A 17,538-nucleotide genomic window follows, 5' to 3' on the forward strand; every position below is an offset into this window, starting at 1 on the left:
CGGAATCATTGGGCTCCTCCTAGATTTTTCTATGCCAATTTGCAGAACGATTCGGGTTCGTGTAAGTTTGTCTCTTGCTGCTCAGCATGGCGGTTCTTCTTCCGGGTGGAGGTTGGATTGCTTGTTGGTGTGGTGGTGGTTTGAGAACTCAAGAGCGTGTTTGTGCTACTTATAGCTTTTTGATTGCCAGTCCGATGCCCGCCCGGCTGTTGTCGGGTACGTGGGAGCGTTGTGAGGGGTGTCGGGGTTTTTCGTGGGTTGGTTTCCTCCTTATGGAAGCTGGCCCGTCAATTATTGATGTGAGTCGTTTCGGCTTCTTCATGGTTTTTTGTGGAGGGTTTGATTCTGGCTCAGGATGAACGCTGGCGGCGTGCTTAACACATGCAAGTCGAACGGGATCCGCCAAGCTTGCTTGGCGGTGAGAGTGGCGAACGGGTGAGTAATACGTGACCAACCTGCCCCATGCTTCGGAATAGCTCCTGGAAACGGGTGGTAATGCCGGATGCTCCGCGCTGTCGCATGATGGCGTGGGAAAGGGTTTACCGGCATGGGATGGGGTCGCGTCCTATCAGCTTGTTGGCGGGGTGATGGCCTGCCAAGGCTTCGACGGGTAGCCGGCCTGAGAGGGCGACCGGCCACATTGGGACTGAGATACGGCCCAGACTCCTACGGGAGGCAGCAGTGGGGAATATTGCACAATGGGCGAAAGCCTGATGCAGCGACGCCGCGTGCGGGATGACGGCCTTCGGGTTGTAAACCGCTTTTGATTGGGAGCAAGCGAGAGTGAGTGTACCTTTCGAATAAGCACCGGCTAACTACGTGCCAGCAGCCGCGGTAATACGTAGGGTGCAAGCGTTATCCGGATTTATTGGGCGTAAAGAGCTCGTAGGCGGTTCGTCGCGTCTGGTGTGAAAGTCCATCGCTTAACGGTGGATCGGCGCCGGGTACGGGCGGACTGGAGTGCGGTAGGGGAGACTGGAATTCCCGGTGTAACGGTGGAATGTGTAGATATCGGGAAGAACACCGATGGCGAAGGCAGGTCTCTGGGCCGTCACTGACGCTGAGGAGCGAAAGCGTGGGGAGCGAACAGGATTAGATACCCTGGTAGTCCACGCCGTAAACGGTGGATGCTGGATGTGGGGCCCGTTCCACGGGTTCCGTGTCGGAGCTAACGCGTTAAGCATCCCGCCTGGGGAGTACGGCCGCAAGGCTAAAACTCAAAGAAATTGACGGGGGCCCGCACAAGCGGCGGAGCATGCGGATTAATTCGATGCAACGCGAAGAACCTTACCTGGGCTTGACATGTGCCGGACGGCTGCGGAGACGCGGCTTCCCTTCGGGGCCGGTTCACAGGTGGTGCATGGTCGTCGTCAGCTCGTGTCGTGAGATGTTGGGTCAAGTCCCGCAACGAGCGCAACCCTCGCCTCGTGTTGCCAGCGGGTCATGCCGGGAACTCACGGGGGACCGCCGGGGTTAACCCGGAGGAAGGTGGGGATGACGTCAGATCATCATGCCCCTTACGTCCAGGGCTTCACGCATGCTACAATGGCCGGTACAGCGGGATGCGACATGGTGACATGGAGCGGATCCCTGAAAACCGGTCTCAGTTCGGATCGGAGCCTGCAACCCGGCTCCGTGAAGGCGGAGTCGCTAGTAATCGCGGATCAGCAACGCCGCGGTGAATGCGTTCCCGGGCCTTGTACACACCGCCCGTCAAGTCATGAAAGTGGGCAGCACCCGAAGCCGGTGGCCCAACCCGTTTGGGGGGGAGCCGTCTAAGGTGAGGTCCGCGATTGGGACTAAGTCGTAACAAGGTAGCCGTACCGGAAGGTGCGGCTGGATCACCTCCTTTCTACGGAGATTATGAAATTCCTCTGCGTGGTCTGCGCGGGGGTCGTGCCTGCGGGTCCGGCTGTCTGGCCGGATGGCGTGGGCGTGCTGGCGTGGAACGGTCTTGAGGCTGTGGCATGGATGCGCTGTTGGGTTCCCGGATCGCCACCTTGTTTGGGTGGTGTTCCTGTCGCCCGTCTGGTTCCTGCGTGGGGTGTTGCCCCGTGGCGGGTCTTGGCGGCGCGCTGGTGGCTTGAGAACTGGATAGTGGACGCGAGCGGATGGCTGGCTTTGGGCTGGCTGTCTGCTGTATTGTTCGTCCGAGCCTATGTTGTTAGTGGGTTCGGGTCGATCGTTTTGTGATCGTTTAGTGTGATGATTTGTCGTCTGGCAGTTCGCAGTTGTTGTTGTCGTGGCATGGCCTGTGGTCGTGTTGTCGGCAAGGGCGCATGGTGGATGCCTTGGCAGACAGGACCGATGAAGGACGCGTGGGGCCGCGATAGGCCTCGGGGAGCCGCCGACAGGGCTTTGATCCGAGGGTGTCCGAATGGGGTAACCCGCCGGCTGTTATGGGCCGGCACCGCATTCGTGCGGGGGGTACGCAGGGAAGTGAAACATCTCAGTACCTGCAGGAAAGGATATTCCGTGAGTAGTGGCGAGCGAAAGCGGATGATGGCCAAACCGGTGCCGTGTCAGACCCGTCGGGGGTTGCGGCATGGGTGTTGTGGGACTTGGCGTCCGGGCTCCGACGGGCCCGGCGGCAGTGATAAAGCGGCGTGTGAGGCGAACGGGATTGAATTCCCGGCCGTAGAGGGTGATGGCCCCGTAGCCGAAGCCGCGCCGCCTGCCGGTTCTTGTTCCCAAGTAGCGCGGGACTCGTGGAATCCCGTGTGAATCGGCCCCGACCGTGGGGTAAGCCTGAATATTCCTGTCTGACCGATAGCGTACGAGTACCGTGAGGGAAAGGTGAAAAGCACCCCGGGAGGGGAGTGAAAGAGTTTCTGAAACCGTGTGCCTACAATCCGTCGGAGCCTTTCGGGGTGACGGCGTGCCTATCGAAAAATGAGTCTGCGAGTCAGTGGTGCGTGGCGAGGCTAACCCGTGTGGGGCAGCCGTAGCGAAAGCGAGTCCGATAAGGGCGTTCCAGTCGCGTGTCCTGGACCCGAAGCGGGATGATCTAGCCCTGGGCAGGTTGAAGCGCGGGTAAGACCGCGTGGAGGACCGAACGGACCTGGGTTGAAAACCGGGCCGATGACCTGGGGCTAGGGGTGAAAGGCCAATCAAATTCCGTGATAGCTGGTTCTCTCCGAAATGCATTTCGGTGCAGCGTCGCGTGAGTGCCTCCATGGGGTAGAGCTACTGGATGCTTGAGGGCCCGTATCGGGTACCGACAGCAGCCAAACTCCGAATACGTGCGAGGTGTATCGCGGCAGTGAGTCGGCGGGGGATAAGCTCCGTCGTCGAGAGGGAGACAGCCCAGATCGTCGTCTAAGGTCCCTAAGCGCGTGCTAAGTGGGAAAGGATGTGGAGTCGCATAGACAGCCAGGAGGTTGGCTCAGAAGCAGCCATCCTTGAAAGAGTGCGTAACAGCTCACTGGTCTAGTGGTTCCGCGCCGATAATGTAGCGGGGCTCAAGCACGCCACCGAAGACGCGGCAGCGCAGTTTGCTGTGCTGGGTAGGAGAGCGTTCCGCGTGGGGCGAAGCGGCGGCGTGAGCCGGCCGTGGACCGCGTGGAAGTGAGAATGCAGACATGAGTAGCGAGAGGCGGGTGAGAATCCCGTCCGCTGGATGACCAAGGGTTCCGGGGCCACGTTCGTCGTCCCCGGGTGAGTCGGGTCCTAAGGCGAGGCCGACAGGCGTAGTCGAATGGATGAAGGAGTCGATATTCTCCTACCGGCGTCAAGCCGTCCAATCCAAGACGCGGAAGCATGCCCTTACCTGCTTCGGAGGCTGGTCTTCGGACCTGCCGATGTGGCGGGACCGGCGTGTGGATGCGTGGCGGGTAGCGCAGGAGTGACACGGAACGGGAGCCGGGCCGCGGTGGTGGTTATCCGTGGTCAAGCATGCGGCGCGTCGGGCAGGCAAATCCGCCCGGCATGAGCGCGAGGTGTGATGATGGGGGGTCTTGTGCCCCGAATCCGGTGTGCCGTTCCGTCGAGAAAAGCTTCGGCGTGAGGAGTGGCGCCGCCCGTACCCTAAACCGACACTGGTGGTCAGGTAGAGTATACCAAAGCGATCGAGCGAATCCTGGTCAAGGAACTCGGCAAATCACTCCCGTGCCTTCGGTATAAGGGAGGCCCCTGCCGGTGAGGCGCCTTGCGCGCGGAGCCGGTGGGGGCGGCACAGACCAGGGGGTAGCGACTGTTTACCAAAAACACAGGTGCATGCGAAGACGTAAGTCGCTGTATATGCACTGACGCCTGCCCGGTGCCGGAAGGTTAAGAGGATCCGTCATCCCCTTCGGGGGGGCAGCGGTGAATTCAAGCCCCGGTAAACGGCGGTGGTAACTATAACCATCCTAAGGTAGCGAAATTCCTTGTCGGGTAAGTTCCGACCTGCACGAATGGCGTAACGACTTCCCCACTGTCTCGACCAGGAGCTCGGCGAAATTGCAGTACGAGTAAAGATGCTCGTTAAGCGCAGAAGGACGAAAAGACCCCGGGACCTTTACTATACCTTGGTATTGGCGTTAGGTGCGGACTGTGTAGCATAGGCGGGAGGCTTCGAAGCGGGTGCGCCAGCATCCGTGGAGCCGCAATGTGAAATACCGCTCTGTCCTCATCTGGCCTCTAACCTCGGCCGGTCATCCCGGCCAGGGACAGTGCCTGGCGGGTAGTTTAACTGGGGCGGTTGCCTCCCAAAGAGTAACGGAGGCGCCCAAGGGTTCCCTCAGCCCGGTTGGCAATCGGGTGTTGAGTGCAATCGCACAAGGGAGCTTGACTGCGAGACCGACGGGTCGAGCAGGGACGAAAGTCGGAGATAGTGATCCGGTGCCGGCGTACGGACGCGGCATCGCTCAACGGATAAAAGGTACCCCGGGGATAACAGGCTGATCATCCCCAAGAGTCCATATCGACGGGATGGTTTGGCACCTCGATGTCGGCTCGTCGCATCCTGGGGCTGGAGCAGGTCCCAAGGGTTCGGCCGTTCGCCGATTAAAGCGGCACGCGAGCTGGGTTCAGAACGTCGTGAGACAGTTTGGTCTCTATCCTCTGCGCTCGTTGGAATCTTGAGGAGCCCTGCCCATAGTACGAGAGGACCTGGGTGGACGAACCTCTGGTATGCCGGTTGTCGCGCCAGCGGCACGGCCGGTTGGCTACGTTCGGATGGGATAACCGCTGAAAGCATCTAAGCGGGAAGCCCCCTCCAAGATAAGGATTCCATGAAGCCCTACGGCTTCTGAAGACCCCATGCAGAACACATGGTCGATAGACCGGACGTGGACACCCCGCAAGGGGCGAAGCCGACCGGCACTAATGGTCGAAGACAACACAACAACCCGCCCCCGTAAGGGGCGGCGGCATCAACCCTGCTGCGCATCCTGCCTGCGGCAATGAGCACGAACATTCGCAGGCGATCGAAACGAAACACGCGTCCGCCATCCGGTCCCCAAGCCGCCGGAAACCCCGATCCTTGCAAGGGATCGGCAGAATTGAAGATTCGCGGCGGTCATGGCCTGGGGGAGACGCCCGGTCCCATTCCGAACCCGGAAGCTAAGACCCAGCACGGCAATGGTACTGCACCCGGAAGAGTGTGGGAGAGTAGCACACCGCCGCCACAACACCTAACAAAGCCCTGGTTGAGATAGTTCTCAGCTAGGGCTTTTCTATTGCCTATTAAATCTAATTTTTATATAAACTTGATCTCTATATTGTCTACCGAATCCAGTATATGGACATTAATAAATAGTACTATCTGTGTATGGCATATCATAATATATGACAACATAATGAAGTGTTGTTTTCTTTATAGGGGTAGGTCATAGAAGCCCTGCTCAGTTAGGATGCGATATGGATAAATTCAAACAATTATCTAAGAATGAGTCCTATATGCAGAGTTCAATGGGTATTTTCATGTTCTTCTGCGCATGGGGTATATGGTGGTCTTTCTTCCAGCGCTGGCTGGTGGCCGACATACATCTTACTAACACAGAAGTCGGTCAGATTTATTCAATTAACTCCTTTGCATCACTCATAATAATGTTTATCTATGGCATTGCCCAAGATGAATTGGGCATCAAGCGCCATTTGGCTATATTTGTCTCTGCCGTGGCAGCATTAGTTGGGCCTTTCGTACAGTTTATCTACGCTCCGATGATTTCTGGACCTCATCGCTGGGCAGGCATAGTGATTGGGTCAATCGTGCTGTCTGCAGGATTCATGTCTGCATCGTCATTGATTGAAGCTATTACTGAGCGTTACAGTCGAAAGTTTAACTTCGAATATGGTCAGTCTCGTGCCTGGGGTTCTTTCGGCTATGCCATTGTGGCTCTGGTAGCCGGTTTCCTCTTCAACGTGAATCCTCTATACAATTTTTGGCTAGGCTCGATTTTTGGTTGCGGCATGCTTGCTGTATATATCTTCTGGCGGCCGCAGGAACAGAAGGAAGTGCTTAGACAAGAAGCTGATCCGAATTCGCCAAGGAGTACCCCAACGCTGAAAGAAATAACGGGGGTGCTGCGGATGCCGTCTCTGTGGCTCATGGTTGTCCTGATCATGTTCACCTATACTTTTTACACAGTCTTCGATCAGCAAATGTTCCCGACTTATTACACGAGTCTTTTTGCCTCACAGGCTACTGGGAATTCGACTTATGGGATTCTTAATTCCATTCAGGTCTTTTGCGAGTCGGCGATGATGGGCCTTGTTCCAATTCTTATGCGGAAAATTGGAGTAAGGAATTCGTTGCTCTTGGGAGCCACAGTGATGTTCGTACGAATAGGTCTTTGTGGTGTTTTCCACGATCCATACACCGTGTCCTGCGTCAAGATGCTGCATGCCATCGAGGTACCGTTGTTCAGTTTGCCTACCTTCCGTTACTTCACTCTTCACTTTGATACCAAGTTGTCAGCAACTCTCTACTTGGTTGGTTTCCACGTTGCATCAAAGATAGGTGAAAGCATCCTCTCCACTCCGCTTGGCATGCTTCATGATGCTGCCGGGGATCGTGTTACCTTCCTAATTATCGCGGCCATAGTACTGGTGGCCCTGATTTATGGTTACTTCATTCTCAAGAAGGATGACGTAGATGTAAATGGTGACCCTTTTATCCGGGATAGTAAAAACGCCAAGGGCATCGATGCCTGAGCTCTGCCTTGCTGTATCAACAGGCAATTTCAATACCGCAATCAAATTAATTAACAGAAAGAAATAAAAATGGGTAGCACATACGAACCGGCTTTGCACCCGGTCAAGAATCATCAGGTAGAATTGTCCAAGGCCGAAGCCGGGGTCCATGCTTTGGCTGCCACCCGCAACGATCGCTGGTACCCGAAGTACCACATTGCGTCAGATGGGGGTTGGATCAACGACCCCAACGGCTTATGCTATTATCGCGGTCGCTGGCATGTTTTCTATCAACTTCATCCTTATGGAACTCAGTGGGGACCAATGCACTGGGGCCACGTTTCCAGTGCTGACATGGTTACTTGGCGCCGGGAGCCCATCGCCATGGCACCGAGCCTGGAAGAGGAGCGCAACGGAGTGTATTCGGGCTCAGCTGTGGTAGGTGACGATGGCAAGCTACGCTTCTACTACACGGCTAATCGTTGGGTGAACGGCAAGGACCGGAGCGGTGGCCAATGGCAGGTGCAGATGTTGGCCGAAGCTGTGGATGACGATGCCCGAGAGCTGCTGAAGCGAGGCATGATCATTGACTGTCCTCGAGAGAAGATGGACTCGCACTTTCGTGATCCCAAGGTTTGGAAACAGGATGGGGTCTGGTATTTAGTGCATGGCGTCAGTTCAGCAGACAAGCGCGGCCAGCTTTGGCTCTACCATTCCCAGGACATGGAAGAGTGGACCTTTGATCAGGTACTGTTCGAGTGCCCGGATGAAGACGTGTTCATGTTGGAATGCCCTGATTTCTTCCCACTGAAGACTCCTGGCGGCCAGGAAAAGTGGATTATGGTTTGTTCCGCCATGGGTGCACAGCCAAAAGGCTATATGAACCGGAATACCAGTAATGCCTGCTACATGATTGGCAGCTGGAAGCCTGGTGAACGTTTCCAGCCGGAGACAGAGCTCAAACCTTTGGACTGGGGTCAGAATTACTATGCACCACAGTCATTCCTAGCTCCTGACGGACGTAGGATCATGTATGGGTGGATGCGTCCTTTCACTCCACCGATTCCCATGGAGCGTGATGGCTGGTGCGGACAGCTGACGCTTCCACGTGAAGTTTTCCTGGGCGATGATGGAGATTTGCACACGGTACCAGTAGAGGAGATCGACCATCTGCGAATCAACGATAACGACCTGGGCAGTTCGACTCTCGCAACCAATGAGGAGAGAATACTCCTGGATGATGCCGAGGCAGAAGAGGTCGAATTGACCATCGACCTGAAAAGGTCTACAGCTGAGCGTTGCGGACTGAAAGTGCACGCAACTGAGGACGGATCCTTTGTATTCGTGGGTTATGATGACCAAAGCCGACGTGTCGTCGTAGATAGGATGGCAGTGTCCAGAGGCGATCGAGGCTATCGGTCCGCACCGCTTACGTCAGAGGAGCTGGCCTCCGGCAAGCTTGACCTTCATGTGTATATAGATCGCGGATCAATCGAAGTATTCATCAATAATGGCCGACAAGCGATCAGCGTATATAACTATCCGTCAGCCGGGCTGCGCTCGCTAAAGCTGGTGAGCGAATCTGGCGATATGCAGTTAGAGAGACTACAGATGCATCAGATAAGGGGAATAGGGCTCGAGTAAAGCAGTGTGGTTGATGAAGATTAAGGTGTAGTCTCCACAGAAACAAATGGGGAGGGGCCAGCCTTGCGGCAAGTGATGCTGCAGAGCCGGCCCTTCATCGAATTGGAGGGTTAGAAGAGCCCATTGTCATTACGGGACTGAATGTCTTCCACATTGTGTTCGATGATGTCCCAATGCTCAGCCAGCTGGCCGTCCTGCAGCCGGTAGATGTCGCAAACCTTGTTGACATGGCCGTTCTGTAGCGTGCACTTGAAGAAGACGTAGACCATGTCGCCCTCCCCGTTCAGTCTGATGATGTCGATTTGCGGTCCCAGAGCCAGAAACCCCTTGATGAACTCCAGGAATCCCGTTTTCCCGTCAGCACATGTGGGGTTGTGCTGGATGTAGTCGTCTCGCATGAACCTGTCGATATTGCTGGTATCTCCCCGGCTGAAAACCTGATCGTAGAATTCCTGCACCAGGGACTTGTTGGCTGCTGTCTTATCCTCGCTCATCATGTACCTCTGCTTTCTGTCTGTACATAGGTTTTCGAGTCTTTTCATGATAGAAGTCTTCGCTCAGGCTCGTAAGAGCGTCTGAGATCACGGTCGGCTGGTGGATGGTGGCCGACGGGAGGCTCTCAGGCCTTGAAGTGACGCTCGTCGTTCATAGTGGCGAAATTCAGGCCGATCAGAATGCCGCCGCCTATATAATTGCCCAGCATGGCCACCAGAACAACCAGGATTGCCTTCCAGGCGTTGACCCGCCCGAAGACGCCCAGGATGAGGAAGAGGGCCGAATCCGCTATCGAATGCTCGAACCCGCAGAAGGCGAAGACGAAGACGGCCACGACCATGATGATGCACTTGGTGAAGTCGTTGGAAAGCTTGCCGTTATAGACCATAAGCATGGCGATGTTGATGCAGAAGTTGCACAGGATGCCCCGCACGAACAGGTCGGCGAAGCCCATGGGGCCGCCGGAGACGTAGCCGGTCTTGGTCGCCGCGGCCGCCAGCATCTGGTCCAGGGTCGGACCGCTGACGATGGATGAGAAGCGCAGGATGACGGCCACAATCAGAGCTCCGGCCAGGTTGCCCAGAAGGCAAAGAACCAGGATTCGCAGAGATGCCAGCCAGCCCAGGCGCTTATGATAGGCGCCTATAGTGACCACCATCATGTTGGAGGTCAACAGTTCGGAGTTGGTGTAGTAGATCAGGACCAAGGCCCAGCCGAATGTGGTTGCTGCCAGGACCCGGCCTGCCAGGATCAGGCCGTGGTCGGCGGGATTCTGGCCGGCCTGGCCCATGATGACGAAGAAGGCCGTGAAGAAGATACCCACAAAGAGGCCGGCCATGGTGGCTCGCTGCATGTACTTGCCGGTCAGGGCGCCGCTCATGGTCTTCTTGCTCTCGACCACATCCAGGACGGTGCTGATGAAGGCCCGTCCGGGGAAGAGGGGCTGTCTGTTCTTTTGATCTGTTATCTGATTGGGTTGCTCATTCACGGGGTTCATTATGGCATTCCCGAGTAAAGAGGGGCCGCCCTTAGGGGCCTACTGTGCGGGAATTCACTACTTTTGCCAGTGTCGCTCAGCTTCACTCGGTGCGCAGAGCGGTGGCGGGATCCTGCTTGGCCGCCTTACGTGAGGGGATCAGGCCGCCGATCAGGGTCAGGATCACGCTCAGAATAACCAAAGCAATCCCTCCTGAGGCAGGCAGGGCCGCATTCACCTCGGTGGTACCCATGAAGTGGTGCATGATGCTGTTGGCCGGAATGATCAGCAGCAGGGTGATGCCCACCCCCAGCAGGCCCGCCAGAAGCCCGATGAGGCCGGTTTCGGCGTTGAAGACATTGGAGACGTTCCGCTTGGAGGCGCCCATGGCGCGCAGGATGCCGATCTCCTTGGTCCGCTCCAGAACCGATATGTAGGTGATGATGCCGATCATGATGGAGGAGACCACCAGCGAGACTCCGACGAAGGCTATCAGCACGTAGGTGATGACGTTGATGATGGTGGTGACCGAATTCATCATCAGGCCGACGTAGTCGGTATAGACGATCCTGTTCTTCTCTGCGGTCTTGTCGTTGTAGTGCTTGATGGAGTCGCCCACGGAATTCTTGTTCTCGAAGCTGTCCGTGTAGATGCTGATGCGGGAGGGGGCATCCCGAGAGATCAGGCCGAAATCGCTCAGGTTGTCGGCGTAGGTGCCTGTGGAGACATACTGGTTGTAGATGGCGACCAGGGCATCCTGCGGGGCGGTGGCGATGTATTGGTCGAAGGCCTGGGCCGTCTCCTGCTCGGCTGATGCGCCTGTGGGGATGCCTGCAGAACCTTGGGCTCTCGCAGCGGCCCCGGCCTGGCCTTGGGGTACCTGGCCGGCCATGGCTGAACCCTTCATGATCTCCTGGGCCATGCTGGCTTTCTGGCTGACGCCCAGGGATGCAATATAGGCCTTGGCATCGTTGGCCTTGGCGGCATCGTCGGAGGGGGCAAAGGCCATCCCGTTGAGGACGCTGTGACCCTGATCGGCCTCCTGGTCGGTGACGATGGGGCTGGTCTTGGCCTGGTCGATCAGATAATCGGTCAGCTGGCGAGTATACCCGACGCCCACCTTGAGCGGCGTGGCCTTGGCACCCTGGTTGGGGCGAACGATGCCGACGATCCGCAGCTGCAGACCCTGGTCGGCGGCCTTGGTCATCTGGTCAGTGCTGTCGCCGATGTAGTGATAGTGGCCGTCGGTCCCCTTGGCATACTGGTCCGCAGCGGGCACCAGGGAGAGCTTCTGGCCCATGGCTTTGGCGTATTGGATGGGTTTGGTGTCGACCTTGACCTCCTGGCCGCTGTTGAGCTTGTTCATCATGTCGGTGTACTGGCTGGAGGGAAGGATGCCCAGCTTGTAGAGACTGGTGACAGGCATCTGGTTGTTCTTGTCCAGCACCAGGACCACCTGATCCTTGGCCTTGGGCCAGGTGCCGTTCACCACCTGATAGTTGTCGGTCACCACCTTGCTGATGGTGGTCTTGGCATCGGCCCCTGGCATGATCTCGCCGAAGATCTCCGGGGCCTTGTTCTTCTCGGTCTTGCCGGTCAGATAGGACATCTGCATGGATTGGATGTCGCCCATGTCGCTGTCGGTGTTGGCCGTGGCCATTTGGCTGGCGGTGGAGCTGGCATTGTCCTGCCCGCTCATGGTCACATTGTCCGCAGAGACCAGCTTGCCATCCGGGTCGTGCTCGAACACCGAGAACTTGGTGGCATAGGAGTACTGGATGCCCACGGATCCCACGTATTGATGAATCTCGCTCTTGGGATTGTCCAGGTATTTTTTGAAGTCTGTCAGATTGTTCTGGGTGATGCTGCTGGTCAGGCTGGAGGCCCCCTTGATGCTGGAGTCGTCCGGCTGGATGGCCTTGAGATCCTTGTGAGCCTTGGCCTCCTTCTGGGATTCCTGGGCAGAGTCCACTATCTTGTTCAGATCGAAGGACTGCTCCTGAATGGTGATCGGGTAGGAGGTCATGGTCTCCCGCTGCACCTTGTCGATGTAGCGGTTGACCCCGGTGGACACTGACAGGATCAGGGCAATGCCGATGATGCCGATGGATCCGGCGAAGGAGGTCAGGGCAGTCCGCGCTTTTTTGGTCCGAAGATTGTTGAAGCTCAGTGACAGGGAGGTCAGCAATCCCATGGAGGCTTTGCCGAAGGTGCGGTGCCGGGCATCGCGGATGGGCACCTGGTCTTCGGGCAGGGGGTCGGAGTCGCTGATCACGGAGCCGTCGTGCAGCTCTACAATTCTGGTGGCGTACTGGTGGGCCAGCTCGGGGTTGTGGGTGACCATGACCACCAGCCTGTCTTGGGCCACCTCTTTGAGCAGGTCCATGATCTGGACGGAGGTCTCGGAGTCCAGGGCTCCGGTGGGCTCGTCGGCCAAGAGAATGCGAGGGTTGTTGACCAGGGCTCTGGCGATGGCCACCCGCTGCATCTGCCCGCCCGAGAGCTGATTGGGCCGCTTGTTCACGTGTTGGCCCAGTCCCACCTGCTCCAGGGCCTGCCTGGCCCGCTTCCGCCGCTCCTGCCGGTGCACGCCCGAGATGGTCAGGGCCAGCTCCACGTTGGATAGGATGCTCTGGTGGGGGATCAGGTTATAGCTCTGGAAGACGAATCCCACAGTGTGGTTGCGGTAGGAGTCCCAGTCCCGGTCCTTGTATTTCTTTGTGGAGGTGCCGTTGATGATCAGGTCGCCCTGGTCGTAGCGATCCAGCCCGCCGATGATGTTGAGCAGGGTGGTCTTGCCGGAGCCGGAGGGGCCCAGGATGGCAACGAACTCGTTGTCGCGCAGGTTGACGCTGACATCGTTCAAAGCTTGCTGGACGAAGTCCCCTGTTTTGTATTGTTTGGAGATGTGTTCGATCTGCAGCACCGTCGTCCTCCGCTTTCTGGATTCTCAATGGCATGGGCTCATGGACCCTTGAAGTGCCAGCTTACGCCATCAGCATGGGTAAATGCCGATATGGCCTAGTCCACCGACTTGAGAGCCTCCAGCATGTCCACATGCTTGAGCTTATTGTTGACCATCCAGCCTAGGCCGGCCGTGATGACGGTAATCATGACCAAGGGCACGACGAAAGCCACCCAGCTGATGGAGGGGTCAAAGAGGACGTTGTCCGGCGGAACGGTGGTGATGATGTAGTGGTGCAGCCAGGCCCCGAATCCGTACCCGGCCAGGACGCCGATGGCCGACAGGAGGATGGTCTCCCGGTAGATGTACATGGTCACCTCGCGATCGTAGAAGCCCAGCACCTTGATGGTGCTCAGCTCGCGAATCCGCTCCTCCACGTTCAGATTGGTCAGGTTGTAGAGGATGACCAGGGCCAGCAGGGTCGCCACGATGATCAGTACCTGCATGATCATGTTCAGGGACCTGACCACGGTGTCGATCTGGCTCATCAGGGTCGTGTTCTGCACCACCCCCTGGATTCCGTCGATGCGCATGAAGGAGGCAGCCTGCCTTCTGGTGTTCTCGGCGCTGGAGTCCTTGAAGGTGACCAGATGGGCGTTGGGCGAGAAGTCCTTATGGAAGACGGTCCTATAGGTCGATGGGCTCATGAAGGCGAAGTGCCCCAGGTACATCTCGCAGATGCCGTCCACCCGCATGGTCCTGTCCCTGCCGCCTGAATCCTGCAGGGTGATCCTGTCGCCAACCTTGGTCCCCGTCAGCTGAGCGATCCGCTCGGAGAGGATTACACCGTCGCCCTTGAGGCTCAGGGGCTTGTGCCCAGACCGGGTGTCCATGCGGATGAAGCCGTCCAGGTGGTCCGCGCTGGCCGGCGCGATCATGGTGATGGACTGCTTGTCGGCGTTGTGCCCGGCTGTCTTGCTCATCTCCTCGTAGCGCACGTTCAGAGAGCGGCTCACATCGGGCTTTTCCAGCTGTTTTTTGATGGATTGGCGCTGGTCGGTGGTGGCCTGGCTGTTCTCGGCAGCGATCAGGTCATAGCGGATCACCTGGCCGAACTGGTGCTCGTTGATGGCCGAGATGGACCCCTGCACGCCGAATCCGGCCATCAGGAGGGCCACTGACCCGCAGACCCCGAAAATGGTCATCAGCATCCGCTGCTTGTAGCGGAAGATGTTCCGGGCGGTGACCTTGTGGGTGAAGTTGAGTCTGTTCCAGATCAGGGGGATGCGCTCCAGGAAGATCTTCGAACCGGCGCTGGGCGGCTTGGGCAGGAGGAGGGCCGACGGCTTCTCGCGCAGCTCTCGCCAGGCGCTCAGGAAAGCCGGAACTACGGCGCTCAGGAAGGCCAGCAGGCAGGCCAGAAGGGTGATAGGCAGGTGGAAGCCGTAGCGGATGGGTGGCATATCGAAGGCATGGGCATAGGCCTGGTAGACGATCCAGGGCAGGAGGGTGTGGCCCGCGATGATGCCTAGAAGAGCGCCCAGGGCCGAGGCCGCGCCACCGTAAACCAGGAACTTGGCCATGACATCCCGATCTCTGTAGCCCAGGGCCTTGAGCGTTCCGGCGTTGATCCGCTCCTCATCCACGAAGCGCGTCATGGTCGTGAAGGTGACCAGGGCAGCCACCAGGTACATGAAGTAGGGGAAGATCCTGGCCAGCGAGTCCACAATGAAGGAGACGGAAGCGTAGACCTTGTAGCCCTCTGAGCCGGGCGCTTCTCGGCGTGAGTCCAGGGCGTAGACCGGCTTTTCCAGTCGGCTCAGCTGATCGGCCGCCTTATTCAGCTTTTTCTGGGAGTCGTCGATCTTCTTCTGGGCGTCAGGGCTCTCCCTGTTGAACTTGTCCAGTTTGGTCTGGTATTCCGCGGTTTTCTGGTCCAGAGTGGCCTGGGCTTGGTCGATCTGCTCCTGGGCCGAGGTGCGGCTGCTAGCCAGCTGTTGCCGGGCTTGGTCCAGCTTGGCCTTGCCCTGGGCTAACTGGGCTGAGCCCTGATCAAGTTGTGCCTTGCCCTGGGCCAGTTGGCGCTCGTCCTCATCCACCTTGGCTCTTGCCTGATTCAGTTCCTGGCGCTTTGTATCCAGGGTCTGCTGGTTGGCCGCAACCTGTGCCATGCCGGGGGCGTACTGGTCGGTCATAAAGGCATCGTGGCCTGCCTTGGCCTTGGCTGCCAGGGCATCAATCTGCGGTGCCTGCTGATTGAGCTCGGCCAGTTGGGCCTGAAGCTCGGCCTTTTTGCGGTTGAGCTCGTCCTGCTGCTGGGAGGTCAGCCCGGGCGTGGCCAGCTGAGCGTCAATGGTCTGAATGAGGCCGGTGACCTGTGCAATGCCCTGTCTGCATTGCTTCTGCGCTTCCTGGGCCTGGGCTACGGCTTGGTCAGCCTGGGCCTTGCCGCCCTCCAGCTGCTGACGGGAACTATCAAGTTTGGCCTGTCCCTGGTCGACGGCCTGCTGCCCCTGATCGGCTTGCTGTCTGCCCTGGGCCAATTGGCTGGCGGAGGACTGGTATTGCTTCTGCTCTCGGTCCAGTTCAGCCGAGCTTAGGTCCATCTCCTGCTGCCCTCGGTCGATGGCAGCCTGGGCCTGCACTGTTTTGGCGGCTAGCTGGTTCTTGGCGGACTGGATGCTCTGGGCACCCTGGTCCAAATCCTTTTTGGCCTGGTCCAGCTGCTGCCGGTTCCCTTCGAGCTCCTCTCTGGACTGATCCACCTGGTCTTGCCCCTGGTCCAGCTTCTTCTTGAGAGGGGCCTTGATGGCGTTCAGTCTCGCGGTGGGGCGTACCGACAAAATCCTGTTCAGATCGTCCTTGTGGGTCTGCAGGGCCTGGATGTACTGGTCGGAATAGTGGTCCCTGATCCGGTCCAGGTCCTTGAAGGTCAGGCGGGCGATCATGTACTCGTCCGAATCGAAGGCCCCGGGCGTGGTCACAGCATAGGAGTCCAGGGACCCGGATCCAGCAGTGGAGGGGCCCATGTTGACCTTGCTCAGGATCTCGGTTGACCTGACTGTGCCCACCACGCGAAGCCTGTGGTGTCTCAGGACCTTCCTGCCCAGCTGGTCGGCCTTTTCGTCTACCTGGATGCTGCTGCCGATAGGGTGGCTTTCGGCCAGGGCGGTGTCGACCGCTATCTGGTCAGGCCTGGCCGGCATGGATCCTTCGACCAGCTCATAGGTGGAGATCCGGCCGGGGGCGGAGTAGATGCGCAGGCTCTCGTCGGTCCCCTTGAGCACCACATCCTTCAGATACCCGTATTCGATTCCCGAATTGCCAGGGGCGGTATCGATCGCATCCCGATCCTCCTGGTCCAGCCCGTAGCTGCTGATGACCATCAGGTCGGCCAGATGGTGGCTGGACAGGTAGGCGTTGCCGGCCTGCCGCATGTCCGGCCCGGTCACGCTCAGTCCGACCAGGGCGAAGGAGCCTAGCGCCACCAGGCAGACGATGGAGATGAACCGTCCCAGAGACTTGCGCAGGGAGACCCGGATGTCGTGCCAGAGCACCTTCCTGACGGGCTGCATCCTCACCACTCCACGTTTTCGATGTCTTCAGGGCTGTCATTGGTCTGCACGGCCTGGACCCGGGCATCGTGCATGCGGATGACCCTGTCGGCGATGGGAGCGATGGCCGCGTTGTGGGTGACGATGACCACGGTGGCGCCCTTCTTGCGGCACTGGTCCTGGAGGATGCGCAGCACCTGCTTGCCGGTCCTGTAGTCCAGGGCGCCAGTGGGTTCGTCGCAGAGCAGGATCTTTGGGTTCTTGGCCACGGCCCGGGCGATGGCCACGCGCTGCTGCTCGCCGCCGGAAAGTTGGGCGGGGAAGTTGTCGATCCGATCGCCCAGGCCCACGTCGATCAGGGTCTGGACCGGGTCGGCGGCGTTGTCCACGATCTCCGAGGCCAGTTCCACATTCTCCCGGGCGGTCAGGTTGGCCACCAGGTTGTAGAACTGGAAGACGAAGCCCACGTCATAGCGGCGGTAGGTGGTCAGCTGCCGGGCGTCATAGCCGGCGATGTCCTTCCCGTCCACGATCACCTGGCCCTCGTTGCAGGTGTCCATGCCGCCCAGAATGTTCAGCACGGTCGACTTGCCCGCCCCTGAGGCGCCGAGGATGACCACCAGCTCGCCTTTCTCGATGGAGAAGGTGACGGCATTGTTGGCCACGATGGTCGTCTCGCCGGTCGCATACCGCTTCGTCTCTCCGATGACGTCGATATAGCCCATCATGCCCTCTCGTAACCCTGGCCGCGCGGCGGGGCCGTCCGACGCGAGGGACGCCCCCTGATGCTCTGTTCCCCACTACTGTATACGTTTGCGGGGTCCGGAGCATAGGAGAACCGCCTGCCG

The 17,538-nt window shown here is 58.4% G+C and carries 7 protein-coding genes and 3 rRNA genes; 5 read left to right on the forward strand and 5 right to left on the reverse strand.

Annotated features, from left to right (window positions below):
* Positions 1-327 precede the first annotated feature (327 nt).
* The 5 genes from ACUIAD_RS02885 to ACUIAD_RS02905 all read left to right on the forward strand — a co-directional run bounded on the left by ACUIAD_RS02885 (position 328) and on the right by ACUIAD_RS02905 (position 8,760).
* Positions 328-1,852: ribosomal RNA gene (locus ACUIAD_RS02885) — 16S ribosomal RNA — on the forward strand.
* A 407-nt stretch (positions 1,853-2,259) separates the two neighbouring features.
* Positions 2,260-5,327: ribosomal RNA gene (locus ACUIAD_RS02890) — 23S ribosomal RNA — on the forward strand.
* Positions 5,328-5,492: 165 nt separating this feature from the next.
* A 5S ribosomal RNA gene (gene rrf, locus ACUIAD_RS02895) occupies positions 5,493-5,609 on the forward strand.
* Together the 16S, 23S and 5S rRNA genes form the textbook arrangement of a ribosomal RNA operon.
* A 232-nt stretch (positions 5,610-5,841) precedes the next feature.
* On the forward strand, positions 5,842-7,137 hold the full coding sequence (locus ACUIAD_RS02900; RefSeq protein WP_110451459.1) for an MFS transporter: 1,296 nt from the start codon (positions 5,842-5,844) through the stop codon (positions 7,135-7,137).
* A 69-nt stretch (positions 7,138-7,206) separates the two neighbouring features.
* Entirely contained in the window at positions 7,207-8,760 is a 1,554-nt protein-coding gene (locus ACUIAD_RS02905; RefSeq protein ID WP_445343630.1) for a glycoside hydrolase family 32 protein, read from the forward strand.
* A gap of 110 nt (positions 8,761-8,870) precedes the next feature.
* On the opposite strand, the gene ACUIAD_RS02910 is transcribed toward ACUIAD_RS02905, so the two are convergent.
* From ACUIAD_RS02910 to ACUIAD_RS02930, 5 genes are all read right to left on the reverse strand, one after another.
* The gene (locus ACUIAD_RS02910) at positions 8,871-9,257 is read right to left on the reverse strand and encodes a nuclear transport factor 2 family protein (protein ID WP_258333088.1); all 387 of its coding nucleotides are present in this window, start codon (positions 9,255-9,257) and stop codon (positions 8,871-8,873) included.
* 122 nt (positions 9,258-9,379) lie between these two features.
* Positions 9,380-10,252 carry a formate/nitrite transporter family protein gene (locus ACUIAD_RS02915; RefSeq protein ID WP_110451461.1) on the reverse strand — a complete coding sequence of 291 codons (873 nt, stop codon included), beginning with the start codon at positions 10,250-10,252 and terminating at the stop codon, positions 9,380-9,382.
* 82 nt (positions 10,253-10,334) lie between these two features.
* A complete protein-coding gene (locus ACUIAD_RS02920) occupies positions 10,335-13,157 on the reverse strand; it encodes an ABC transporter ATP-binding protein/permease (protein WP_445343631.1) in 2,823 nt (940 codons plus the stop codon).
* A gap of 95 nt (positions 13,158-13,252) precedes the next feature.
* A complete protein-coding gene (locus ACUIAD_RS02925; protein WP_445343632.1) occupies positions 13,253-16,711 on the reverse strand; it encodes an FtsX-like permease family protein in 3,459 nt (1,152 codons plus the stop codon).
* 2 nt (positions 16,712-16,713) lie between these two features.
* Entirely contained in the window at positions 16,714-17,415 is a 702-nt protein-coding gene (locus ACUIAD_RS02930) for an ABC transporter ATP-binding protein (RefSeq protein WP_445343785.1), read from the reverse strand.
* Positions 17,416-17,538 lie beyond the last annotated feature (123 nt).

Source organism: Bifidobacterium sp. ESL0819, from assembly GCF_052606245.1.